Source organism: Alphaproteobacteria bacterium (assembly GCA_015062495.1).
In the GTDB taxonomy this organism is placed as follows: domain Bacteria; phylum Pseudomonadota; class Alphaproteobacteria; order Rs-D84; family Rs-D84; genus Enterousia.
Genome location: SUUN01000001.1, coordinates 337962 through 360567 on the forward strand (window position 1 = coordinate 337962; position 22606 = coordinate 360567).

Below are 22606 nucleotides of genomic sequence, written 5' to 3' on the forward strand. Positions count from 1 at the left end.
AAGACCGGCAGTTTTTATCAAGAAGGGATGGTTTGTATTTTGGTGCTTGGCATGCCCTCCCATCGCCTTTTTATATGTAATTTTCGCCGATAGCACAGAGGTGTAATAAGTGAATATTGAGAAATCTAAAGGCCTTACAGAATCAGAGCATCGTTTAGTCAAATTGGGTGAAAGGGTTTTTATGGGGCTTTGGAGTTACCCAAACCCGCAGGTTGAAACTTCGTCCGGATTTAAAGAATTGTGTGACTTGTTAGTCATTTGTGGTGATAATGTTTTAATATTTTCGGACAAAAACATTAAGTACAACGAAGAAATCAAACCGTTTGTGGCTTGGCAACGCTGGGAACGCAAGGCAATTATAGAATCTATTAAACAATTACATCATGCAGAAAATATAATTCGAGACCACCCAGAGAAAGTCTGGTTAAACCCTAAACAAAAATTGCCTGTTAACATACCAGATAAAAAACAAATTAAAATACATTTAATTTGTGTTGCTAATGGGGCTACAGAGGCGTGTAAAAACTTCTTTGGAGGGAAGCGTCGCGGAAGTTTGAGTTTTTCAAATGTTAATGAAGAAAAAACGATAGATTATCAGAAGTTTATCAGCGTGTCACAAGAAGATCAAGATGAATATTTATTAGATCATTTATTCTCAACGTATGATTATGATAAGACAAAAACATTTGTTCATGTGTTTGATGATTATTCATTACCATTTGTTTTAAACGAATTAGATACATTAACTGATTTTGTAAGATATTTAAATGAAAAAGAAAAACTAATCAGAACTAGGTATACTAGTTATGCAGGAGAGGAAGATCTATTATATCAATATATTCATAATTTTGATCAAGAACGTAAATGCCACGTTTTTTTATCAAAGGAAGAAATAGGGACCGGAAGTTCAGAATACCATGTGCCAGAGTGTGACTGGGAGAGCTTTAAGAAAAGCTCTAAGTATTTGTCGCGCAATAGAGCTAATAAACCAAGTTATTTTTGGGATCGTTTAGTAGAAGAAAGTGCTGTTTGTGCACTTGATGGTTCCATGAAAATAATCAGCAAAACCAGCACTGATAGTGAGGATGTTGTTTTGCGATATATGGCAACGGAAGATAGATTATCTAGACGAGTTTTGTCTAAGTCGATTTTTAATGCTATAAAAAAGTGCGGTCCTGACCAAGTTTGTGTAACTGTTTTTTTATCGAACACTACAGCAGATTTGTTGTACCTTTTTTTACAGGTAGATACAGCGCGCGCTACTTCGTATACAGAATATATATATCGCAGAAGAGATCTTTTAGGTCTCTATATAAATTTTGCTAAGGCCAAATGTGTTGCCGAAAATAAAAATATAAATAAAATTATCGGTATAGCAATAGAACCCCCGAAATATAGAAAAGTTACAAGTTCGGATTTAGTGTTGGTGAATTTTAGAGGATGGCCCAAACAAGAACAAGATTTCTGGAATGCAGAGAGAATCAAACAAGGTGTGTTAATACAACCAATCGGTAAATGGTTTCAAAATATGGAAGCAGAGTGGCCTGATGGTGTTAGGACTATAAAAATAGGCGTTAATGACAAATGCCCTTGTGGCAGCGGCAAAAAATATAAGAAATGTTGCGGAAGCGTGTTAAACGCAAATCGATGATTATTGTGCCGCTATAATTTTAACATAAGCAGAATACCCCTTAATGTTATTTATTTCAGATATGACATGATTTAATGTGATCTTACTAAAAAATGGGAGATTTTGTGCTTTTTCAGGGTTTTTGTCGCTCAATATCACAAGAATAATATTATAGTTATCTTTTTCGATAAATTGAAAATGATCATTGTTGCTCTTCATTTTATCGACTACAGCTTGTTTAAATTCTGATGATTGTTTAAAAAGTGTGGCTGAAACATAGGCCTGATTAAACAAATGGCTTAATACGGAAGAGCCTGCATATTTTTTTACATGTATTATATTACCGTTATCGTGATCAAATACGTCACAAAATTCAATTTGGCTGTGTCCACCGCCATATACTATATTTTGCGCATCCATATATAAAGAACCAGGTATGTTATCGTTTAATTGCGCGTTAAAGTCTTTTTCTTTCTGATTCGGAGAGTATACACCCCATGCTAAATCAGGTACCTTCGTTTCCAATATGCTACGAAATTTATTGTCTGTTTCACGCTGAAAATCAGCATTTATCTGATACCAATTAGAATTGATGAACATGTAAACGTTGCCATTGAAATTTATTTCCGCATATAAACATTCAAGAGCAGACCATTCGTATAGTATATCGTCATTCAAAGCACTTAATGCGTGAACTTTTATGTGCTTTAATTTATCTACAGTTAAATCTTCACCCAAATCTAAAAGGTCGATATCATCTTTCAAATCTTTTTTGTTTTTATAATAGAAACCTCGTATATCTTCCCATTTTATAATTTCTGGAACAGCAAGCCATACCTTATCAGTTACATCTGCAGGTTTGTTCAAAAGTTTATCCAATTCACAATTTAATTGAACAAACAGCGGTTCTTGTGCAGAAATCCTGTTTATGTTATCTATCCATCCAAACCCTTTATTTTTATAGTCCTCTTTTGTATAGGCTATATAAGCAGTTTCTAAAAAATGATCCACTGTGTCAGCATCGAATTTAACATTTACAGAAAGAGAGTCTTTCCCAGTAACGTTAGTCCCAAACGTATTATATAATTCCGGTTCGGTTTGTTTGTTTATGCCACCGGTTATTCCTGTTAATATATCTGCTTCATAATCAATGCCAAAATCTTTTAGATCACCTAATTTAGTTATTTGTTCAGATTTATGCTTGGGAACACTTGATATGTTTTGGGTGTCTATTTTTTTTAGGTTTTTATTATTAACAATATTAAGAACTATTTTTAAACCAAAATTTGGCACTATAGCGGATTTTTTTAATAAGTATAAACCATTACCAAAAGCCAGAGCAAACGAATGTGTTTGTCCCATAATATTAAGCTTTTTTATAAATACCGCTTGTGATGAAGCGGATTTAAACGTGTCTGCTATAATAGCCTCATTCTTAAAAAAATTGGACACCCAAGCAGGTATGTTTATCGGCCTTTTTGTGTAATAAAGGGTGCCGCCACATAATTCACAATACAAACATTTGTTCTTTAAAACCTCTGTTTCTATATCTAAACCGTCTTTGATAAAATATACATTTATTTTGTTTGTTTTTGTCATACGTGCCCTTTTGCTACATTATAGTAAAAAAAAAGGAAACATCAACAAGATAAAAGAAAAAAATAGCATGTGCTAAATATTATAAAATGACCATTTGTTCTCTTGACTTAGATGGTGGTTTTGTTCTAAATTTCTAACTGAAAGGAAGAAAGTGTGAGCGGGTATAAAACCTCTAAGATAAATAACCGGCGTTATTTAGGTAATAAGTATAAATTATTGCCCTTTATTGTCGATGTTGTTGAAAAGGAGTGTCGTAATATCAAAGTGATAGCCGATATTTTTGCTGGTACAGGCGCTGTGTCTTCCGCTTTTGATAAAAGCATGGTTATCATTACAAATGATTTGATGTACAGTAATTATATTTGCAATTACGCCTGGTTTGGTGCGGAAACATATGATCAACAAAAAATTATTGATCTTGTGGTTAAATATAACTCATTAGGATCTTGTCGTGATAATTATATGACAAGAAATTTTGCAGACACCTATTTTAGCAAGAAAGATTGTTCCAAAATTGGCTATATAAGAAACGACATAGAACAGTTGTTCAAAAAGAAACAAATAAACGCCAGAGAAAGAGCGATTCTAATAACCTCGTTGTTGTATGCTATGGATAAAATAGCACAAACCTGTGGACATTATGACGCTTATCGCAAGGGTTGTAATTATGAAAATGAACTGGAATTGTATGTGCCACTGGCTCCGGTTGATAACAACCCCAAAAACAAATGTTTTAACACAGATGCAAATTTGCTTGTCAGAGAAATAGAAGCCGATCTGGTCTATATTGATCCTCCATATAATTCTAGACAATATTGCGATGCGTACCATTTGTTGGAAAATGTAGCTCGTTGGGAAAAGCCAGAGGTGCATGGTGTGGCGAAAAAGATGGATCGCAGTAAATTAAAAAGCGAATATTGCACAAATAAAGCAACAGATGCATTTGCAGATTTGATCAGTAATATCAAGGCAAAATATATTATGTTGTCTTATAATAACATGTCGCAAAAGGGTAATGACAGATCTAATGCCAAGATTTCTGACGAAGATATACTGCGTATACTGAGAGGCAAAGGCAAGGTAAAGGTGTTTTCTCAGCAGTACAAGGCTTTTACAACGGGTAAGTCAGATATAGCAGACAATGAGGAGAGATTGTTTTTGTGCGAATGTTCGGGAGGTGTAGAGTAAATCATGGCATTTGTACAATCTCCTCTTAATTATACGGGCGGAAAAGCCAAATTGTTGCCACAGATATTGCCATTGTTCCCCAAGCAAATAAACACATTTGTAGATTTGTTTTGTGGTGGATGTAATGTTGGGGTTAATGCCGTAGCATCTAAAGTAATATATAACGATTTAGATAGAAATTTGATTTATCTATATCATACATTAAAAAATCTGGACAAACAGGCTGTTTTCAACTGGGTATACGAAATAATAGATAAGTATGGTTTGTCTCTTGTTAGTCTACATGGTTATGAGCACTATGGTTGTGATAGTAGTTCAGGACTAGGAGATTATAACAGAGAAAAATTTCTAAAATTACGAGAAGATTTTAACACAAAATTAGCTAAAGACTATTATTACTATGTGGTTCTATATGTATTGATTGTATATGCCTTTAACAACCAGATACGATTTAATGCCAATCAGCATTTTAATTTACCAGTAGGTAAGCGTGACTTTAACTCAAAAATGGCAGAGAAATTATCTTCGTTTATAGACAAACTGCATGAGCAAGATTGTGAATTTACCTGTCGGGATTTTAGAGAATTTGATATAGAAAGTTTGAGTGTTGATGATTTTGTGTATGTGGACCCTCCTTATTTGATTACGTGTGCTACATATAATGAACAAGGCGGTTGGGACTTGAAAGCCGAGCAGGATTTGCTAAACTTTTTAGACAAACTAAATGCAAAGGGAATAAAATTTGCGTTATCTAACGTATTGCGCAGTAAAGGCAAAGAAAATAAGCTGTTGATTCAGTGGTTGGAAAATAATTCAAATAAATATAAGGCAATCAGATTGAATTATAACTATGCCAATTCTAGCTATCACACAAAAGACAGAACTAAATCTAGTGAAGAAGTGCTAATTATTAACTATTAGGGGTATGAATATGGAGTTTTCTTATAAGAGCTTTTGTTGGTGTTTGGGAACAACAAGTTTCAGAACAAAGAATTTTAATAAGACGATAGAAACACAGTTGGGGTTACTGGATTCTTTTTGGAACTTACCTGAGAACAATACCGATAGTTGGCAGGGAAATGATATTTTGCAAACCAGATATTATGATTATATGAAAAATAATAATTTTGTGTATGGTGAAGCTAAAAATAAACCCAAAGACGCTAGAGAAAAAACATCAGGACTGGTTGATTTTGGGTTAGTTATGCCAGATAGAAAATTGTCTAAAGTTGGGAAGCAGCTATTGCAAATGAGTCGTAAGAATGATTTTGTGTCAGATAACTTTTTCAATATACCAAAAGACAGTTTTTTATTTGCCAAGCAATTGCTCAAAACTTCGGTAGATGTTGATTCTGAATTCGTACGTCCATTCATTATTTTAATTTATGCGCTGGAACACTTAGAGTATATCACATTTGAAGAATTTATGTATTTATTGCCACTGTGTACAAATTCACAAAATACAGAAGAAATTATTGATAAAATCAAGCAATTTAGAACGGGGGCAGTTTCTATAGACGATATTATCTTTAATAGAATAATAAATATGGACAACTATAAAGCAGCACTACAATATTTTTTAGATTCAGATGTCACAGAAGATATTATTTGTACTGTTGGAATAAATAGAAAGAGCAGATCGTATGACAAAGCATATTATCCATTGTATGTTGCCTTAAAGTCTATATATTTGGATAATAAATATGATAGTATACCTGAGTTATTAGAAGCGGTAAAAGGTTTATCAAGTGGCATAAGTGGTCGATGGAAGAAGATATTATTTTCCACGCCGCTTGAAAGAAATATACGCAAACTAGGTAAAGAAGCTTTAAATGCAACTATTTTTGATAACATAACTAGCGAGGAGGATTTTAAAAGAGTTTTCTTCAGATTATTGCAAACAAACAAAGCAAAAGCCACTTTGTCTGATTATTTTGATTTAAACAGAAGATATTTTAAGACGTCAGATTTGGTTCTGTTTCAAGAAAATAAAGTTGAATTAGATACTATTCCAAAATATTTTTTTGCTCCGATTGTGAATTGCTTATATCAAGATGCTTTTGTTGAGAGTAATAGTTTGTTTGACGATATTTCATTAGAAGAAATTTCACCTTGTCTGGAGTTAAATAAAGAAGATTTACTGGCAAGATTAAGCAAACGGTTCGGTGTTTCTGTAAAAACATTAGAAGAAGCTAATCAAATTGTTGAAGACGAACGTTATAAACGTTTACAACAATTGATTGATGACAAGTTTACAGATGAAAAGATTTTAGCATTGTTAGACATGTTTCAATGTAGAGCAGATCAAGCAATACAAGAACAAGTAACGGATAATGCAGATATACCCACTATTTTTGAGTATGTACTGGGGATATTGTGGTATAAGATAAGCGAAAGACAAGGTAAGGTTCTGGATTATATGAAATTGTCTTTAGGGGCCGATTTGCTACCTAAAACTCATGCGGCAGGTGGTGAAGCTGATATTGTATACGAGTATTCTGGGAGCGACGATTATCCAGAACACTCTTTGCTCTTGGAGGCAACTTTAGCAGACAATACAAATCAGCGCAGAATGGAAATGGAACCTGTTTCAAGACATTTAGGACAACATTTATTACGCTCTAAAAATATGGACTCATACTGTATATTTGCAACAAATTATTTGCACCCAAATGTTGTATCTGATTTCAGATCAAGGAAAAATGTGCCATATTATGATCAACAAGATGATACCAAATGTGTAGAATCAATGAAAATCATACCGTTAAGCACAGATGATTTAAAAGCAATTATTCGCACAGGTAGAAAATATAGAGACTTATACCGGATCTTCGATAATGCGTATAAGGATGAAACGCAGGTAAGACCGCTAGAATGGCGTAAACAGATGATAGAGAATATTTTGTCTGAATGATTTTCGTTTATTTCTATCTTGTTGATATTGGTTCACAGTACGTCTGAATAAATTTAAATGGTGTTTAATAGATATTGTGATATAATTCTTGAAAAAAGAGGAAAATTATGTCCATCCCAAGTTATCAAGATTTTATGAACCCTGTATTGCAAGTGTATGCAAAATCGGGCGATATTATGAAACGTACAGATGTAATTGACGCTGTTGTGAATATATTGAACTTAACACCAGAAGATATAGATAAAACATTGAAGTCCGGCGAGCCGATTGTGTCTAGTCGTGTGTATTGGGCTGCATATTTTATGTTTCGTGCGGGGCTTTTAGAACGTGTAAAACGTGGTAGTTATAAAATTACAGATGAAGGCAAAAGAGTCGCCTCTTCAGGTGATAGAGTAGACGACGCATATTTAATGAAGTATCCAGATTTTGTAAACTTTATGAACACATCAAATACAGGTAAAAAAACAAAAGCTCAATCTGCACCAAATACACCTGATTCCACTTGTCAAACGCCGATAGATCCAGAAGAAATGCTGGAAAGTGCAATTAACGACCTAAATTCTGTATTAGAAGATGATATTTTATCAAATTTAAAGACTGTTGACCCAAGACGCTTTGAGACAATAGTAGTAGATTTAATGGAGGCTATGGATTATGGCGTGGGTACACCAACTAGATATGTTGCGGATGGAGGCATTGATGGAATTATAGATGAAGATGAGCTGGGGCTGTCCAAGATATACCTACAGGCCAAACGTTATACAGATTCCAAAGTTAATGAAAAAGAAATGCGCGATTTTGTGGGCGCTCTGGCAACAAATAATGTAAACAAGGGCGTGTTTATAACGACTTCTGATTTTTCAGAAAAGGCGGAAAAAGCTGCAAAAGGCGCACATGGCTATACAATTGTTTTAATAAATGGGGCCAAACTGGCGCAGTTAATGCGCGAACACGGTTTGGGTGCCAAACCGAAGAAAAATTACGACGTAAAAGAGTTTGACGCGTCGTATTTTGAGATTGTGTAACTAACAATGCCCCGGTTGGGGCATTTTTCTTGCACGTTCCTGTCTATTTCACTAGCTATTCCATTTTTTGTTGGCATTGTTGTGTTGAAAAAGCAAGAGGCACAACATGACAACTATAAACAAGCAATACGGATTTTATGGTGCGCTGGCGGCACATTATGGCAGCCCAGACCACCGAAACGCAATCTGGGACGTGACGGTTAAACGCCTGGGGCAAATTCACCCCGAAAAGTCCGCCGATGAAATACTGGAATTTCTGAACGGGCGCGCCGGACGACACCTGGCCGATGAAATATTCGACGGCACCGGCACCCTGAGTTATGGGGTGGCGATGTTGCGCGTGGCAATGCTGAACAAACTAAAAATAGCCAAGTGGTGGGCGTATCACGCCGGCACAATGCCACGCCCCATCACAGTAGACAGGCGCATGCTGTACCGGTCCGCAATCAAGAACGAAATGCGCCACCGCCGCATCCGCAAATTGGTGGAGAGCGCACTGGCCTGTACCCAGGACGACGTATGGCAGACCCCAGAAATGTGGTTGAAATCAGACCTGACGGGGCTGGACGAACTGGAATTGATGTGGACACAGATTCAGCAAGAGCTTAAAACCAAAGGCGCTGCACATGGAAACGATTGAAGCGCTGGAACGGAAACTGCACGTCGCCCGGCGGGGTGTACCGGGGGCGAAGTACCAAACAGGCCTGGTCATTGACCTGAACGGACCGGCGGGCAATATATTCTATCTTATGGGAGTGTGTAATCGCCTGGTGCGTGAACTTGGGTTGTCGGCACAACTAAAACGCGAGTATGAAACAGAAATCAATTCTGCGAACGACTATCAATCCCGCCTGAGCATCATGCAAAAATGGTTTGGCATTGTGTTTGTGGAGTAAATATTCGTAATAATAAATTAAAAATAATTGTGAGAGATTACATAGGCAGTTCAAGCTGTTCACGTAATACGTATGTTCCGCGTCTGTGTGATGACAGAACTGCACCAGAATCCTTGCTCATGCTGTAAAGCTTAAGGGTTATTTGACGTTTCGTTTTAGGAGTCACTCCCGGCTTGGTTTCGTAAACACCATCTGCATTTTTAGTAGCAGAAAACATTCTATAATGCGCAACCAGTACCTCATTTATCGTGAGCGGCCTGTTTGCAATATTAAACAGTCTAATAATTTCTTCTGCAAATTGATCAATACCCAATTCCGTTTGGATCACTTCAGGAACGTCATCAATTTTTGAAATATCAAAAATATCGTCCATGTCTAGCACCTCTTTGTTTTTAGTATTGCAAACAATTCGCTGTTGTCAAGCGTTTAAAAGTATGTTCATTGTCTTTTATTAAATTTTATTGAATGTATACAGTTTGTCTTGACATTGCGTATTTCTGCGGTATGCTGTATCCATACTCGAATCGGCGAATTGCCGAAACGAAAAAAAATCTGTCGCGCCAACGACAGATTTGGGATATCCAATATAATCGGACACCACTTGACAAGTCTGATTATATCAAATTCCCACAAAGTGGTCAATCAGTTTGTTAATTGATATGGCTGAATGTTTGAAGAAACGAAGAAAAGGAATTAGATATGGCAGAAACAAAAATAACATTTTTTGACGTGGGACACGGTTCCTGCACACATATACAAACCCCAAATGGAAAAAATATTTTGGTTGATATAGGCGGTAGTGACGATTTCTCGCCAGCTTACCATCTGGTAAACATCGGTCAAATCAGCCAGTTGGATGCGTTGGTTATCACACATCCACATGAAGATCACTATCACGATATTATGAATCTTGAAAGGTATGGAATAAGCCCCAGGGTCTTAAGCAGGGCAAAATCTGCATTCCCGATAGATCGTACCAAATTTGATGTAAAAGATCGTACTAGAGTTGATTATATAAACGCAATGAACAGCAGTTATACAAAAGCCGTTCCACCAGAGGAAGATCCTTTTTCAGAATATGTCAATGGTGGGCTTAAATGGCAGGCGTTTAGCCCAGATAAAAACGACCAAGATCTAGAAGACCCAAACACTTTCTCTAAAGTTTATGTTTTAAGTTTTGGGGAATGTAAAGTCGTGCTTACTGGTGATAACAACAAAGAAATCTTGGTAAAGATGATGACGAATCCAGAATTTGTGGCCGCAGTAAAAAACGCTGATTTTTTATTAGCGCCACATCATGGTCGTACAACAGATTTTTGTCCCGAATTTTTCGCTGTGGTTAATCCGCGCGCAACGATTATATCTGATAAACGTTGCGAGCACGATAGTCAACTTGGATCTTCATGCGCTTATAATAATGGACGCGGAATATGGCTTAACGGTGAATCCAGACATGTGTTAACGACCAGAAAAGACGGCAACATTGTTTTACGCATTGATCAGTTTGGGAATTACTCATTTGATTCTTGGCATCATGCCGCATAAGTGGGGGTGGTCATGAACAAGATTCCTTTTTATCATTTGATAAACATGTTGTTTATTGGTCTGGTTTCTTTAATTGGGCTTGTGTTAATCGATCCTTTGTTCTTTGGCGCACAGTGGCGACTGCTACAAGGGGTAATAAATAGCCCAACTACGGAAACAGTGTGTTTTATTGCATTGGCTTATTTTGTAGGACTGGTTATGAACCGTATGGCATCCGTATTCCTGGAAGAAATTCTAATGACGGACGTGCCCCCAGAACGCAGAACTTGGGTGTCGCGTAAAATCAAGATCCAATGGCATGATTATAAAGAATATGTTTCTGCTGAAAAAGAAGACGTGTTTTTAAAAACATTGAGTCGTGAATACGCACTGTCTCGTAATGTGTTGATGGCATCAATTGTTTTGATGATTTTTGCCTTGGCAGTTGGAAATAGTGTTGTTGGAATTACTTGTTTGGCGATTTCGTTCGTGTTCTACCTTTCCGTCAGGAAACACGCAAAGAAATTATCTGAGCGGATAAATATCGCCCTGCATAACTAAATATCCGCCCTGTGTGGGCGGGTTATTTTTTATATGCGTTCCACAAAACTTCAAACCGTTTACTGTACTCTTGCGCTGGGTGGGTCAGGAAGATGCAGTTTTCGCTGTTATACTTGGTGGCGGCGGTGGTCCAGTTATAAGAGCCGGTCACCATGCGCCGATTATCAAAGACGGCGAATTTATTATGCTCAATCTTGTGCCGGCGGTTGATGCGGACGGGTATGCCGGCGGTGACCAGTTCATCAATCATGGACGATTTATGCCCAGCCATAGTTCGGTCTGTGACAATTCGCACCCTTGCGCCCCGACGGTGGGCGGCAATAATGGCGTTCGCAATTTTTGGATTGGTTATGGAATATACGGCAATGTCAATTGTTGTGGCCCGACCCAGCTCGGCGATTATGCGGTCTTCGCATTCGGTGCCGGGGGTGAAATATGATTCTATGTGTACGGGTGCGCTGGGTGGGGTGACCGTCCGTGTGGGCAATTGCGCCCCAACGCCAACCCCAATGGCAAACGCAATTCCAATAACAAAAGTCCATTGTCTGACAAACATACAACCCCAAACAAAAGACCACTCAAACAAGAGTGGTCGGGAGTTGATCAGTTCACATACAGAACCCCATTGCCTTTGGGACAAGCCCTGTTGTATAGCAACGGCATCCCGACCGGAGTCGGGACATTAGAAGTTGTGGTATGTGGGTGATCAAACCCGTTCTCACTTTTAATGTCGCTTGTGCAATTACTTGCACACACATATTCTACACCATTTCCCACAAAAATCAAGGGGCGTGTTGCGGGGGGTAAAACGCCATTTTTGCAATATGTTCAAAATATGTAGATTTTTTATGGGTTGTGAAATGGTAAGTTATTCATCGGACTGCGGACAGGTTGCGGATCCTGTGTAGCTGCTGTGTAGCCAAGGGGTTAAATAGTGTTGTTTTTGGGTGGATTGTGGTGTGCCTAAATCCAAAAGTGTTAACAAAGAAAAACGTCGCAAAATCAACGATTTTGCGACGGAATTCGTGGCTCGGGCAGTTGGACTCGAACCAACGACATACGGATTAACAGTCCGTTGTTCTACCGACTGAACTATGCCCGAATAGCGTTGCATATAATATACCTTATTAAATCCTATTTCAAGTATTTTTTTATGTTTTTGAAAAATATTGTATATGTATTGAAAAACTGCGATTTTGTGCTAAGTTCACAACAGAATTAAAGCATAAAAGGTAATGAAAATGTCATTTACACAGGAAAAAGGTCTGAACATTGGCGAGAATTTCAAAAACCAGCAAATAGTATTTCCGCATATTACACCCGTTCAAAAAACGACCAATTGTGGTGGTTGTGATAAAAAATGCGAAATAGGAACCGTCATCGTTTGCGATGCTATTTATCCAACGATTTGTGGGGAACGTGTATTGTATTTCAAGTCTCAGGCTGGCGTACAATATCCATTAACGGGTCTGTATGTACACGAATTTAAGTCACCCACATTAGCACGAATTAGGATACTGCAGTTCGGACAAGAGCTGACCAGTCTGTGCGACCATTATAAAACACGATAAAGGAAAATCAAAATGCCTGTACCGAATCCATGGCCTGCATTTTGGGCGGCAAAAAAAATGAATGAAGAACGTCACAAATACGATGCTTATGACAGGTATGAACTTGATGAAAGTCCTGTTCCCCAGGCTTTAGTTGCTGCGAGTGCGATTTTGCTTTTGTCAGCATATATTGGGGGGATGGGTTATGTGCTTTACAAATGTTTCGCCCCAGAAAAAACAGACAAGGCAAAAAAGACAGAATATGTGGCACCAACAAGTCCTCTGGGCAGACAGTTTGAATTCCAGATGGAGTGGGCTGTAAAATCTCCAAACTCATTCTATGAGTACATTGATAGAAATCCGGATGAAAATATCCGCAAAATTACCAAACTGCGTGAGCCTTGCAAAACAAGATAAAAGGAATCAAAATGTCATTTACACAGATGCCAGCAGAACAACCGCCTATAAAAATGTCAGTCGGGGATATGTATTCTATTGCGGAATCCGTGCTAAGCAACAGTGAATGTCCTGTTTTTATAGAAAACATGGGAACAGAAAACAAGACAAAATGGCAAATAATCATTGCTTATGTATCAGAGGTGGGACGTTGTGGCAAGGCAAGAATGACTGTCGAAGCCCAACACAACCCGTCCGGCAAAGGAAAAATTGACCTGTTTCATAATGACAAACATATAGCCACCGCAACAACCAGACTAAATGTCGGACATGCGATTTGTCCGTCAAAACGCAGTCCAGCGGACGTGTTTGTGCCTCTGTTATCTTCTCACTTTTTTATGCTGATTGACAAGATACAATTACGACTGAACAAGAAACTGGAATTGCGTAATAATACAAATTATCTTATAGACACGTTTGAAAGTTATACAGACAAGCACAAGGGTAATCGTTGTTATGGATGCCCCAAGAATTGCAAGCTGGGATTTGTATATAGTGGGGATTATATCTATCCAACAATTGACGGCGAGCAAATAACGGAGTTCAAAGGTGCAAGTGGCAACATGGTGAAAACTGGCCGTCATAAATCATTTCGGTTTCACAAAGATGGCACAGAATGGTTTACAGACGAACGGCTGATAGACAAGGCACGTGATGTCGCAAAAAACTGCTATTACTATAAACAAAGATAGAAACAACAAACGACCATACCGCCCAAATCGGGCGGTTTTTTGCACGACGGACGGGGTGGTGGTGGAACAAGTGCTGGTGTACCGTACGGGTGATTATTCTTGGTCCAGAAACATTTGAACAATTTCTGCGAATTGGATTGGCGTGGTGTTGGTTTTGTGTAAAACCTTGGCCAGGGTTGCGGTGCTGATCCATCGTGGCTGGCCATAGGACGTTTGGCGTTTGCTGGGGTTAAAAATTGTCGCGTCCAGACCACACATTTTGGCAAGACCAGAACATGTTGTGTTATTAATTTGTGCGATATAGCATATTGATTGCCAAATTGCGTTATGATATTTCATTGGTTTATTCCCCTGTATGTAAAAATATATATGATATTTATTTTGACATAAATATAAAAAAATATCGAACAATACAACCACAGGTTGTTTTGAGTCCTGACATACCGGGAACACACCCCGGATTCGAATTTATAAAAATGAATCGGATGCAAGATAAAAAACAATTCCCCGGAACGGATAATAATTTGACTTTTGTTTGGACAGAACTATAATATTGTCAACAAAAGGATTTAAAAATGGCAGATTTAGAAGACTTTATGACGCCCGCGGAACACGCGCAACAAATTGAACAGACAATGGCGGAAATGGCCGATGATTTGATGGTTGCGGCACGGATTGAACCACGCCGCCGCGAAAGATTGGTTGGTGGCGGTTCGCATGGCATAGGTATGATGGTGCGGTTAAAGGATAAACCGCGCATTGACTTTAAACTGGAAATATTTCCAAACGAAATCGAAGAACCACACTTCAAGGTCGTTTATAAAAACACATCGTGCCGGTTCAAGATTATTGACTGTATGCCAATGAAGGCCGAGGCCGAACGTGGTATTCCCCGCCCAATCAGCAAAATTATGAAGGAAATTCAGACCGCATGGTCAAATAACTATGATGATTTGGTTAAGGTTTGGAACAAAACACGCCCCAGCGACCGGGTGTTGATGCATCAAAAGATAAAATAAAAATCCCCGGCGTGCCGGGGATTTTGTCCAATATATGTTAGTTTTATTTTTTGTTTTTAAGTTCCAATTAATTAGAACTGAACATTCAGGCGAACACCCATTTCAGCCTTGACATCTGTGCCATTCTGGGACTGGGTATTTGCATCGTCGAATGTATATTCGCCATAGACGGCAACCTGCATAGCATCTGTCATTTGATATGCGGCAGACAGGCTGATGATATATTCATCAAAACCGTCGTTCATGTCGGAAACAACCGCCATCAGACCATCAACGATTTGCTGCTGCGCACCGGCTGCAGTCTGGGTAACAATACCTGGATTTGCAGTAATCGCAGCCATGGCTGCACTTTGATCCATACCTTGGCCCATCAGGGTTTGGATTGCCAAGCCCTGGGCAACCGCTGTTGGCATTTCGCCCAAACCAGACGCCAGACCTTCGACACCGTTATCGGCATGGTGTTTGAATGTAAAGCCAGCACCAAACGACCAACGATCATCCAACTGATAAAATGCCTTTAACCCGGCATTAACTTCGGTTGTAGATTTCAAATCAACTGAAATTTCTTTGTCGAAACCCAACTGGGTCATTGGCATACCCATAACAGAGTATTTGGTTACATCAATGCTGTTGTTGTCGTTGCCGAATGTGCGCAGGACTTCTACGAATGCAGCAGTGCTGAATTTAGACCATGTCTTGCCCACCTGAGTTCCAACGTGGAATCCCCAGCGACCATTTGAATAGTTATCATATGTGAAACCATTTGCCGCATATGAACCAGACATTTCACTGATTCCGCCCAACTGTGCGTCGGCATACAAATCCCACACCCAACCATCGTCCGTGTTAATGGCACGGTATTTTAACCCAGCGCGCCCCAGGTGCATACCCTTGCGATCAATGTCGCCGTCGTGGGTATAACCGAATTTTGCGTACGCTTCCAGGTTGTCCAAGATACCGTATCCCAATTCTTCGTGAACACGCCAGATTGGAAATTCTGTTGCGCCATCATGATTCTTTCTAACATGTGCGTCTGAATCATCTGCGATTTTGTACATAACACCCGCAGATGTTTTGGAATACACACTGCCCTGCTTTGGCATATACAGTGGGTTTTCCAGATTGGCCGCAATCGCAGGTGCCGCGAATATCGACAATGCAACTGCTGCACTGATAGTTTTTTTCATCTGTTTAACTCCTTAGTTCTCGATGAAATGCCACACCCCCATTATTGGCAAGATGTGGGTTCATATCCACACCGCCCATTATTGGCAACAGCATGTTTTTGTGATATGAACATCCGTATTGTTGCATCAGATTAGGACAGATGTCAAAAAATAAATTTTCTTGACATGGGGGACTTGAAAAGTTATGACGGGCGACCTATATAAAATTGCTGTGGGGGAACCGCAGTACTTTAATCAAGGGGTTCTATCATGAATACACAAATGAATATCGCTGAAAATCAAGAAAAGTTTATTATCCAAATCGACCCACAAATCGCAAAAATTGTGTCGCCGGTTGACCGCAAAGAATTAGCGGTGGCGTATTTACAAATGTTTTCAGGGTTCGCATGGCGAAATTGGACAAATAAATATTCACTGGGGCGCGCATGGCAGACCGCGTTGGCGCAATGTGCGGCATTCACAGATACAAAAAACGATAAAAATCCGGCGGCAAAATATCTGAAAAATGTGTACGAGGCACATAAAAAATACTGGTCCCGTGTTATTATGACGCACAGTGGGCGCGACAATACAATTAACCCAAATGACCAAGACATCAAAAAATTACGCGCGCATGGCGAACGTATGATTCGCGAAGCGATGGATAAAATTAACCTGATATTGGCACGATATAACGAACGTGGCGAAAAATTGGTTGGGCAACAAAAACAAGCACAGGCGCAACATCATGCGGCACAACCACAGGTGGGCGCAATGGCGCAACAAAACACACCGCAACAGGCGGATATGATGGCCCAGGCAACAAAATCGGTTGCCCAGCCCACTGCGCAATCGGGGGCGTTTGCGATGATGCGCGATACTGTTAAACGGCCAAATGCCGCAATCGTCGATAAACCGGTCGAAGTGCCGATGGCGAAACCCGCCGAACAACAAATGGAAAAACAACAGCCGACCGTGGCAAAGCCTGCGCAAATGCCAATTGACGTTCAAAAGCAGACCCCACAGACAGTTGTTCAGCATGCACCAAAATCGGTGGCACAGCGCGTAAAACCATCGGGGGCGTTGCCGGTCACCCAGGATAAGGCTAAACAGCAAAATGTTGTTAAGACAGAAACCAAGGCAGAAGAATTTGCCAAGGCGGAAAAACGCGTGGAAATCAGTGCAGAACAGCGCGCACAATTGCAAATTGAATTTCAGAAACGCATTCAAATGTGGCAATTGGGACAATTCAAACAGAATGCTGCATAAAAAACCGGGGAATTACCCCGGTTTTTATCTGTCATAAATAACGGGCGTCTTGTTTATCGTATATATACGGCCGTCGTTTTCAATGTTATGATATATGTATAACACGTTTGCCGGACCATCCGTCGCCGTCCATGGGTTATAGTACCCAATTATATGGCGTGATGTGTTATATGGAAACACAGAACGGAATGTATTATCAAACACGCGTGAATATTTATCGTCAAATTCAGGGGACACAATCATATTCATCGCAACAACGCCACCGGGTGCAATACGCGATTTAAGACGTGCCATAAATTCCGCCGTGATTAAGGATTCGGGGACCTGGTACGAATTAGAATACACGTCCAGCAATATAAAATCATATTGGTCGGGGGTGTTCTTTAAAAACTGGCTGGCGTCGGCAACGACGAAACGCTTGTTCGGGGTCAGTTTTTTACGCAGAAAATGTTGTTCGGAAACATCTTTTAATGTGTGCTCGATATCAATAAATGTGTAATCATTGCGTGCGTCTTTTAGCCCCAGGGTAAAGCCACCTGCCCCCAGAACCAGGATTTTATGCGTTTTATCCGTGGGCATATTATAGATATAGTGCGCATTCAGGTAATTTATATAATCTGCCATATTGCCATCGGTAAAATAAACAGACATCGGCAGGCCATTCATATTCAACACACGACCGTCTGGCCATTCAGATACAGATATTGTGGAATTTGCATTATTTACAATTATGCCATAATGGTCGCGCTGGTACGTGTTGCTGTTGATATAACAAGACGCCGTCAACACAATCGCACACACAATCCATACCCACCAACGCCGACACAATATCAGTGCCCCCAGGGCAGATAAAACAGTTATTAAAACGACTGTATAATTTACCCCCATAAATGGCATCAACAACAACGTTGTTGCCATAGATCCAAAAACCGATCCAATTGTATCCCACGCCATAATGTTGCCGGTGCAATTTTTGTTATATACGTGCAGTTGGCGCGACAATAATGTTGTGTTAAATCCAAACAAAAATGGACCGGCCGACAGAAATATCAGCGAATATATAAATGTCTGGATTGCACCCGATTGGATACCGCCCGCGTACATCCATGCGAAATACTGGGTGATAAGCGGGAAACTGGCCGCGCAAACAGACAGGGTTGCAATAACCAAAAAACTGAAATTCAAAATGCGACGAATTTTCGCGTCATTTATTTTCTGGGATTCACCAATAAAGTACCCCAATGACATAAAGCCCAAAAATATTGCCATAATAATACTGGTGATGACGGCACTGGAACCGACATAGAACGATAACTGGCGCAGGACAGCCAATTCCAAGGACAAACTGACATAGCCATTTAAAAAGATTAAAAATACCAACGTGGTACGTGATAACTTACGCATTAAATCCCCCATGTACATATGTGCGAAATCTTAGTAAAAAAATGAATAAATATGCAACGACTTTTTTAATGTGCGTTCATTAATCGGATATCATCAAATTCAGAAAACCGATTAAACATCGCACGCGCAAATGGACACAGCGTTATTACATGACGATGCTGGGCGCGCGCCATGTTCGCAACATTACGAACCAGTGTCAACCCGATATGCCGATTGCGATAATCGGGCGCAACACCGGTATAGTCAATTATTAATTTGTCTGCACCAACGCGCACAAATGTTATTTCGCCAACCTTGTGTCCGTTTATCACAGCATCAAATCCGTCATGGGTTTCTGATATAAAATACTGAACATTATCCGACATGTAATCAATATAACATGTGGGGATTTCTTTGTATATCGGACAGTATTCAAAATTCACACTAGCGGCCACGAACATGGTGGGTCAACTGCCACGCCGCCAATGATGACAGTAATATTGCCAACGTTATCACAACCAGATACCAACGCAACCACGCATAGCCACCAAACACCCCAATATACATCAATCCAACATATCCAATCCAACGTCCCAAGAACAATGCAAAATCGCGGAATACAAAATATTCTACGCGATGATTGGCCGTCACACACCGCGAACGCGACAGGTTAAACATACCAACCGAACAAATCTGGTCCATTAATATCATGGCGGTTGCATATACCAGGTTATAGAACAGGAATGTAATCGGTGTCGTACGATACACAAATATCGATATAGCCACCAATGTCAGCAACATTGCAACGGATAATATATAGGGATAATAACGTCTGCGCCCCCAACGACCAAACGCCCACGACGTAATAATAGAAAACACAGCAAAAATAGTTGTAAATATCCCCAGATTCAAATCAGTCTGGAACATATAAACGGTGTACATTGTGATGACAGTCCCCAACAGGCCAACGCCGAAGCCACGCAGAACCTCCATCGCGAACATTTCACGGATAACAGGAAAACGCATCATACAACGAAAAAAACCAACAAAGTCAACCGGACGATGACTGCGGTGGCGCGACGGTGTCAGAAAGAAAGTCAGCCCCAATTCAACCAACGACAAGAAAAACAGAACATATGCCACATTTGTGTATGTGCCCATATCAATGAAAAATCCCAGGACGATTGGTGCGACAACCTTGGTAATATAAATAACTGTGTTTTTTGTGCCAATAAATTGGTTCATGACGGCGGGCGTACCCTTTTCACCAACCATCGTATTCATAGGCAGGTGGTACATTGCCGCCCCAAATCCATATAACATTCCCAACGGAATCAAGAAATCAACAACGCGATCGCCCAAAAACATAATGGATGCCAACAATGCAATTTTTGGAATCAGATTCAGGGCAAACACAGAAACCTTGTTATAACGCTTGCACCAATGCGCCAACAAAAAGAACCCGGCACAAGTTGCCGCATATTCAAATAATTTATACGTTGAAACGGCGATAATTTCACTGGCCGACAGGTGCATGATAAAAGACACCAAAAAAGTCCCCAGGAACAGGTCCGTGATATTGCGCAAAGCCGAAAAAACAATTAACAGGCGCAAATCGCGCGACAAATTCTGTGTGGCCATTATCCCCCCCAGATATGGATTATATCATATCATATAAAAATTTGACACAGAATTATGCCGCGATTATAATAGTGGGCATGAAAAAAATAATTCTGGGCTTTATTATTGTGGCAACGTTAGTAGTTGCGGGGTGCGGGGTGAAATCTGACCTGCGGCGTCCCGACCCGTCGTTCCCACGTGATTATCCGGTATATTAAACGGCGGGTATGGCGAAATTGGTAGACGCGCTGGATTTAGGTTCCAGTGGGGCAACCCATAGGAGTTCGAGTCTCCTTACCCGCACCAAATATGATTTAATATAAAAAATACTTGATTTGGCGAAAAAAATAACTTAATATACTGCGCAGAATAAATAAAAGGCGAATAAAATGGCATCTAAAAAAGGTAGCAAAGAAGTTGTACAGTTAAGAAACAACGAAACTGGCGTATTCTATATTACAACGAAAAATACGAAGTCCGAAAATACAGCAGGCAAAATGAAGTTCCGTAAATACGACAAAAAATTGCGCAAGCATGTCGTTATGACCGAAGCGAAGGTTTCGCACTAATACAAATGTGGTATAGCCTAAAAAATCCCTGCGTTTGCGGGGGATTTTTTATGTAATCTGTGGCTTGACAAGATTTGCTTTTATTCCTATGATTGATGTGGTTTTCCCATTGCGTGGAAATCCGGGACTTAGAAACTCCCAAAAAACAATCCGGTGCGTTGTGCATCGTTAAAACAGCGGTGCATACGCATCATTTCCCGACGCGGGTCGGGAAACCGCGGGTTATATAACAGGGCGCACGCCCAAAGACCCATGGGCTCATTTGATTGCTATGAGGTTTCTAACTTCCCGGCCGCCAGTTATTATGGCGGTTTTTACGTATTTGGGGCAACCGGATCTCATTCCCATGTGGGGTGGATGCGTGTGCCATATATTGAAAGCGCGCGAAGTTAGAAAAACAGTTTAACACGGTTTTCTGATTGCTTGAACGTCCATTCCCTGTTTTTTTAACGTAAAGGACGCCCATGCCAAAAGTTTCGGTTATTTTACCATGTTATAATGTTGCACCGTATGTTGGAGCATGCCTGGACAGTTTGGTTAATCAGACACTGCGCGACATTGAAATTATTTGCGTGGATGATAAATCAACGGATGACACAGCCAATATTATCAAAAAACGCGCGGGGGCGGATGCGCGCATAAAACTGATTGAATTACCGAAAAATGCCGGTGTGTCGGTTGCGCGAAATACGGGCATAGATGCGGCAAATGGCGAATATATCGGCTTTGTTGACCCAGATGACTATGTAGATTTGGATTTTTATGAAAAGTTGTATAACACCGCGAAAAAAACAAATACAGACATCACAGTAGGTAATATTCGTGAATGTATGCTGGATGGGAAACAGAAGAAATTTACAGATTGGTTGAAACAGGTTGGACGAAACAAGTATTATTTTAACCGTTGGTTGTGGTGTGCAATATATAAGAAAGACTTTTTAATCAATAATAAAATATATTGTCCAGTTGGTATTTCCATGACAGAAGATACGGTTTTTGTTACCAAGTGCGCTGTGCTGGCGGAAGGTATATCTGTTGTCTATGATACGTATTATAATTATATGCGTGTTCAAAATTCTGCAGCATCTGTTTATCTGTCATCAACCAAGATTAAGCACATCATAGAAGCTAGCCTAATGATTGTGGACTTTCTGAACAATCAAGACATACCGGAACGCGATTATAATAGATTATTTAGAAAACCATTTGGTTTTGTCAGTTATGGGGCGTATTGGCGCACAACCAGATGTGATGATAGAATGAATTTAGCGCATGCAACCCAAGAAATGTACAACAGACACAAATACAAACACATATTTGCGAATCATGCTCTGTACCCATTTTTTTACAACAATGATTATAATGGTATTTTTGAATATGTATCCAAACTGGCAGAAAAACCAGAAAAAATAGAAATAAAACTTTTTAATATCATAACTATTCTAAAATTTAAACAGTTCGAGCATAAAACAAGAATCTATATACTTGGAATTCCAACACTTACCGTTGGGTGGACCAGACGTGGCGTTTATAACGGGTAAATGA

The 22606-nt window shown here is 39.7% G+C and carries 24 protein-coding genes and 2 tRNA genes; 17 read left to right on the top strand and 9 right to left on the bottom strand.

The genetic code is table 11. The annotated features are described in order from the left end of the window. Window positions 1-109 precede the first annotated feature (109 nt). Window positions 110-1651, top strand: a complete 1542-nt coding sequence (locus E7008_01675) for a hypothetical protein (protein MBE6456632.1) — start codon at window positions 110-112, stop codon at window positions 1649-1651. Here the strand turns inward: E7008_01675 and E7008_01680 are convergent, their stop codons facing one another. Continuing rightward, a complete protein-coding gene (locus tag E7008_01680) occupies window positions 1652-3229 on the bottom strand; it encodes a hypothetical protein (GenBank protein MBE6456633.1) in 1578 nt (525 codons plus the stop codon). Window positions 3230-3382: 153 nt separating this feature from the next. Between E7008_01680 and E7008_01685 the strand changes: the two genes are divergently transcribed. From E7008_01685 to E7008_01710, 6 genes are all read left to right on the top strand, one after another. Further along, the gene (locus tag E7008_01685) at window positions 3383-4417 is read left to right on the top strand and encodes a DNA methyltransferase (GenBank protein MBE6456634.1); all 1035 of its coding nucleotides are present in this window, start codon (window positions 3383-3385) and stop codon (window positions 4415-4417) included. 3 nt (window positions 4418-4420) lie between these two features. Continuing rightward, complete coding sequence (locus E7008_01690; protein MBE6456635.1) at window positions 4421-5338, top strand: DNA adenine methylase; 918 nt, start codon at window positions 4421-4423, stop codon at window positions 5336-5338. A 4-nt stretch (window positions 5339-5342) separates the two neighbouring features. Next, the gene (locus tag E7008_01695) at window positions 5343-7331 is read left to right on the top strand and encodes an AlwI family type II restriction endonuclease (protein MBE6456636.1); all 1989 of its coding nucleotides are present in this window, start codon (window positions 5343-5345) and stop codon (window positions 7329-7331) included. A gap of 107 nt (window positions 7332-7438) precedes the next feature. Beyond that, the gene (locus E7008_01700) at window positions 7439-8356 is read left to right on the top strand and encodes a restriction endonuclease (GenBank protein MBE6456637.1); all 918 of its coding nucleotides are present in this window, start codon (window positions 7439-7441) and stop codon (window positions 8354-8356) included. A gap of 106 nt (window positions 8357-8462) precedes the next feature. Beyond that, the gene (locus tag E7008_01705; protein ID MBE6456638.1) at window positions 8463-8996 is read left to right on the top strand and encodes a hypothetical protein; all 534 of its coding nucleotides are present in this window, start codon (window positions 8463-8465) and stop codon (window positions 8994-8996) included. Beyond that, window positions 8983-9252 (top strand): hypothetical protein, encoded by a 270-nt coding sequence (locus E7008_01710; protein ID MBE6456639.1) that lies wholly within the window; start codon window positions 8983-8985, stop codon window positions 9250-9252. The genes E7008_01705 and E7008_01710 overlap by 14 nt, the downstream gene beginning before the upstream one ends. A 37-nt stretch (window positions 9253-9289) precedes the next feature. Here E7008_01710 and E7008_01715 read toward each other — a convergent pair whose 3' ends face one another. Next, complete coding sequence (locus E7008_01715; GenBank protein MBE6456640.1) at window positions 9290-9625, bottom strand: hypothetical protein; 336 nt, start codon at window positions 9623-9625, stop codon at window positions 9290-9292. A 326-nt stretch (window positions 9626-9951) separates the two neighbouring features. Here E7008_01715 and E7008_01720 point away from each other — a divergent pair, with 326 nt between their 5' ends. Then, a complete protein-coding gene (locus E7008_01720; protein MBE6456641.1) occupies window positions 9952-10797 on the top strand; it encodes an MBL fold metallo-hydrolase in 846 nt (281 codons plus the stop codon). Between the two features lie 12 nt (window positions 10798-10809). After that, entirely contained in the window at window positions 10810-11337 is a 528-nt protein-coding gene (locus E7008_01725) for a hypothetical protein (GenBank protein ID MBE6456642.1), read from the top strand. A 22-nt stretch (window positions 11338-11359) separates the two neighbouring features. Here E7008_01725 and E7008_01730 read toward each other — a convergent pair whose 3' ends face one another. Both E7008_01730 and E7008_01735 read right to left on the bottom strand, forming a co-directional pair. After that, window positions 11360-11893, bottom strand: coding sequence for an endonuclease (locus E7008_01730; GenBank protein ID MBE6456643.1), 534 nt, complete (start codon window positions 11891-11893; stop codon window positions 11360-11362). Between the two features lie 470 nt (window positions 11894-12363). Continuing rightward, window positions 12364-12439, bottom strand: a tRNA-Asn gene (locus E7008_01735). Between the two features lie 139 nt (window positions 12440-12578). On the opposite strand from E7008_01735, the gene E7008_01740 reads away from it, so the two are divergent. From E7008_01740 to E7008_01750, 3 genes are read left to right on the top strand one after another with little or no spacing between them, the layout of a single operon-like run. Then, window positions 12579-12908, top strand: a complete 330-nt coding sequence (locus E7008_01740) for a hypothetical protein (protein MBE6456644.1) — start codon at window positions 12579-12581, stop codon at window positions 12906-12908. Window positions 12909-12920: 12 nt separating this feature from the next. Beyond that, window positions 12921-13304 carry a hypothetical protein gene (locus tag E7008_01745; GenBank protein ID MBE6456645.1) on the top strand — a complete coding sequence of 128 codons (384 nt, stop codon included), beginning with the start codon at window positions 12921-12923 and terminating at the stop codon, window positions 13302-13304. Between the two features lie 11 nt (window positions 13305-13315). After that, window positions 13316-14035, top strand: coding sequence for a hypothetical protein (locus tag E7008_01750; protein ID MBE6456646.1), 720 nt, complete (start codon window positions 13316-13318; stop codon window positions 14033-14035). A 93-nt stretch (window positions 14036-14128) separates the two neighbouring features. Here E7008_01750 and E7008_01755 read toward each other — a convergent pair whose 3' ends face one another. Then, window positions 14129-14374, bottom strand: a complete 246-nt coding sequence (locus E7008_01755; GenBank protein MBE6456647.1) for a hypothetical protein — start codon at window positions 14372-14374, stop codon at window positions 14129-14131. Between the two features lie 236 nt (window positions 14375-14610). On the opposite strand from E7008_01755, the gene E7008_01760 reads away from it, so the two are divergent. Next, entirely contained in the window at window positions 14611-15054 is a 444-nt protein-coding gene (locus E7008_01760) for a hypothetical protein (protein MBE6456648.1), read from the top strand. A gap of 71 nt (window positions 15055-15125) precedes the next feature. On the opposite strand, the gene E7008_01765 is transcribed toward E7008_01760, so the two are convergent. Beyond that, on the bottom strand, window positions 15126-16241 hold the full coding sequence (locus E7008_01765) for a hypothetical protein (protein MBE6456649.1): 1116 nt from the start codon (window positions 16239-16241) through the stop codon (window positions 15126-15128). A gap of 249 nt (window positions 16242-16490) precedes the next feature. Here E7008_01765 and E7008_01770 point away from each other — a divergent pair, with 249 nt between their 5' ends. Continuing rightward, window positions 16491-17489 carry a hypothetical protein gene (locus E7008_01770; protein MBE6456650.1) on the top strand — a complete coding sequence of 333 codons (999 nt, stop codon included), beginning with the start codon at window positions 16491-16493 and terminating at the stop codon, window positions 17487-17489. Between the two features lie 24 nt (window positions 17490-17513). On the opposite strand, the gene E7008_01775 is transcribed toward E7008_01770, so the two are convergent. The 3 genes from E7008_01775 to E7008_01785 are packed head-to-tail and all read right to left on the bottom strand — an operon-like array spanning window position 17514 to window position 20513. Next, the gene (locus tag E7008_01775) at window positions 17514-18911 is read right to left on the bottom strand and encodes a hypothetical protein (GenBank protein ID MBE6456651.1); all 1398 of its coding nucleotides are present in this window, start codon (window positions 18909-18911) and stop codon (window positions 17514-17516) included. Between the two features lie 47 nt (window positions 18912-18958). Beyond that, window positions 18959-19333 carry an N-acetyltransferase gene (locus E7008_01780; GenBank protein MBE6456652.1) on the bottom strand — a complete coding sequence of 125 codons (375 nt, stop codon included), beginning with the start codon at window positions 19331-19333 and terminating at the stop codon, window positions 18959-18961. Continuing rightward, entirely contained in the window at window positions 19317-20513 is a 1197-nt protein-coding gene (locus tag E7008_01785) for an MFS transporter (protein MBE6456653.1), read from the bottom strand. Before E7008_01785 ends, E7008_01780 begins: the two co-directional genes overlap by 17 nt. A 200-nt stretch (window positions 20514-20713) precedes the next feature. Between E7008_01785 and E7008_01790 the strand changes: the two genes are divergently transcribed. The 3 genes from E7008_01790 to E7008_01800 all read left to right on the top strand — a co-directional run bounded on the left by E7008_01790 (window position 20714) and on the right by E7008_01800 (window position 22602). Next, a tRNA-Leu gene (locus tag E7008_01790) sits at window positions 20714-20798 on the top strand. Window positions 20799-20881: 83 nt separating this feature from the next. Further along, window positions 20882-21061: a 50S ribosomal protein L33 gene (rpmG, locus tag E7008_01795; protein ID MBE6456654.1), complete on the top strand. Its 180-nt coding sequence runs from the start codon at window positions 20882-20884 to the stop codon at window positions 21059-21061. Window positions 21062-21525: 464 nt separating this feature from the next. Further along, window positions 21526-22602, top strand: coding sequence for a glycosyltransferase (locus E7008_01800; protein ID MBE6456655.1), 1077 nt, complete (start codon window positions 21526-21528; stop codon window positions 22600-22602). Window positions 22603-22606: the final 4 nt, after the last annotated feature.

Excerpts from the sequence above, each read along its gene's own strand:
- E7008_01750 (MBE6456646.1), top strand. The coding sequence starts at position 13,316 with ATGTCATTTACACAGATGCCAGCAGAACAACCGCCTATAAAAATGTCA.
- E7008_01710 (MBE6456639.1), top strand. The coding sequence starts at position 8,983 with ATGGAAACGATTGAAGCGCTGGAACGGAAACTGCACGTCGCCCGGCGG.
- E7008_01690 (MBE6456635.1), top strand. The coding sequence starts at position 4,421 with ATGGCATTTGTACAATCTCCTCTTAATTATACGGGCGGAAAAGCCAAA.
- E7008_01765 (MBE6456649.1), bottom strand. The coding sequence starts at position 16,241 with ATGAAAAAAACTATCAGTGCAGCAGTTGCATTGTCGATATTCGCGGCA.
- E7008_01800 (MBE6456655.1), top strand. The coding sequence starts at position 21,526 with ATGCCAAAAGTTTCGGTTATTTTACCATGTTATAATGTTGCACCGTAT.
- rpmG (MBE6456654.1), top strand. The coding sequence starts at position 20,882 with ATGGCATCTAAAAAAGGTAGCAAAGAAGTTGTACAGTTAAGAAACAAC.
- E7008_01730 (MBE6456643.1), bottom strand. The coding sequence starts at position 11,893 with ATGTTTGTCAGACAATGGACTTTTGTTATTGGAATTGCGTTTGCCATT.
- E7008_01720 (MBE6456641.1), top strand. The coding sequence starts at position 9,952 with ATGGCAGAAACAAAAATAACATTTTTTGACGTGGGACACGGTTCCTGC.
- E7008_01695 (MBE6456636.1), top strand. The coding sequence starts at position 5,343 with ATGAATATGGAGTTTTCTTATAAGAGCTTTTGTTGGTGTTTGGGAACA.
- E7008_01780 (MBE6456652.1), bottom strand. The coding sequence starts at position 19,333 with ATGTTCGTGGCCGCTAGTGTGAATTTTGAATACTGTCCGATATACAAA.
- E7008_01745 (MBE6456645.1), top strand. The coding sequence starts at position 12,921 with ATGCCTGTACCGAATCCATGGCCTGCATTTTGGGCGGCAAAAAAAATG.
- E7008_01705 (MBE6456638.1), top strand. The coding sequence starts at position 8,463 with ATGACAACTATAAACAAGCAATACGGATTTTATGGTGCGCTGGCGGCA.
- E7008_01725 (MBE6456642.1), top strand. The coding sequence starts at position 10,810 with ATGAACAAGATTCCTTTTTATCATTTGATAAACATGTTGTTTATTGGT.
- E7008_01755 (MBE6456647.1), bottom strand. The coding sequence starts at position 14,374 with ATGAAATATCATAACGCAATTTGGCAATCAATATGCTATATCGCACAA.
- E7008_01700 (MBE6456637.1), top strand. The coding sequence starts at position 7,439 with ATGTCCATCCCAAGTTATCAAGATTTTATGAACCCTGTATTGCAAGTG.
- E7008_01775 (MBE6456651.1), bottom strand. The coding sequence starts at position 18,911 with ATGTACATGGGGGATTTAATGCGTAAGTTATCACGTACCACGTTGGTA.
- E7008_01715 (MBE6456640.1), bottom strand. The coding sequence starts at position 9,625 with ATGGACGATATTTTTGATATTTCAAAAATTGATGACGTTCCTGAAGTG.
- E7008_01740 (MBE6456644.1), top strand. The coding sequence starts at position 12,579 with ATGTCATTTACACAGGAAAAAGGTCTGAACATTGGCGAGAATTTCAAA.
- E7008_01785 (MBE6456653.1), bottom strand. The coding sequence starts at position 20,513 with ATGGCCACACAGAATTTGTCGCGCGATTTGCGCCTGTTAATTGTTTTT.
- E7008_01680 (MBE6456633.1), bottom strand. The coding sequence starts at position 3,229 with ATGACAAAAACAAACAAAATAAATGTATATTTTATCAAAGACGGTTTA.
- E7008_01770 (MBE6456650.1), top strand. The coding sequence starts at position 16,491 with ATGAATACACAAATGAATATCGCTGAAAATCAAGAAAAGTTTATTATC.
- E7008_01760 (MBE6456648.1), top strand. The coding sequence starts at position 14,611 with ATGGCAGATTTAGAAGACTTTATGACGCCCGCGGAACACGCGCAACAA.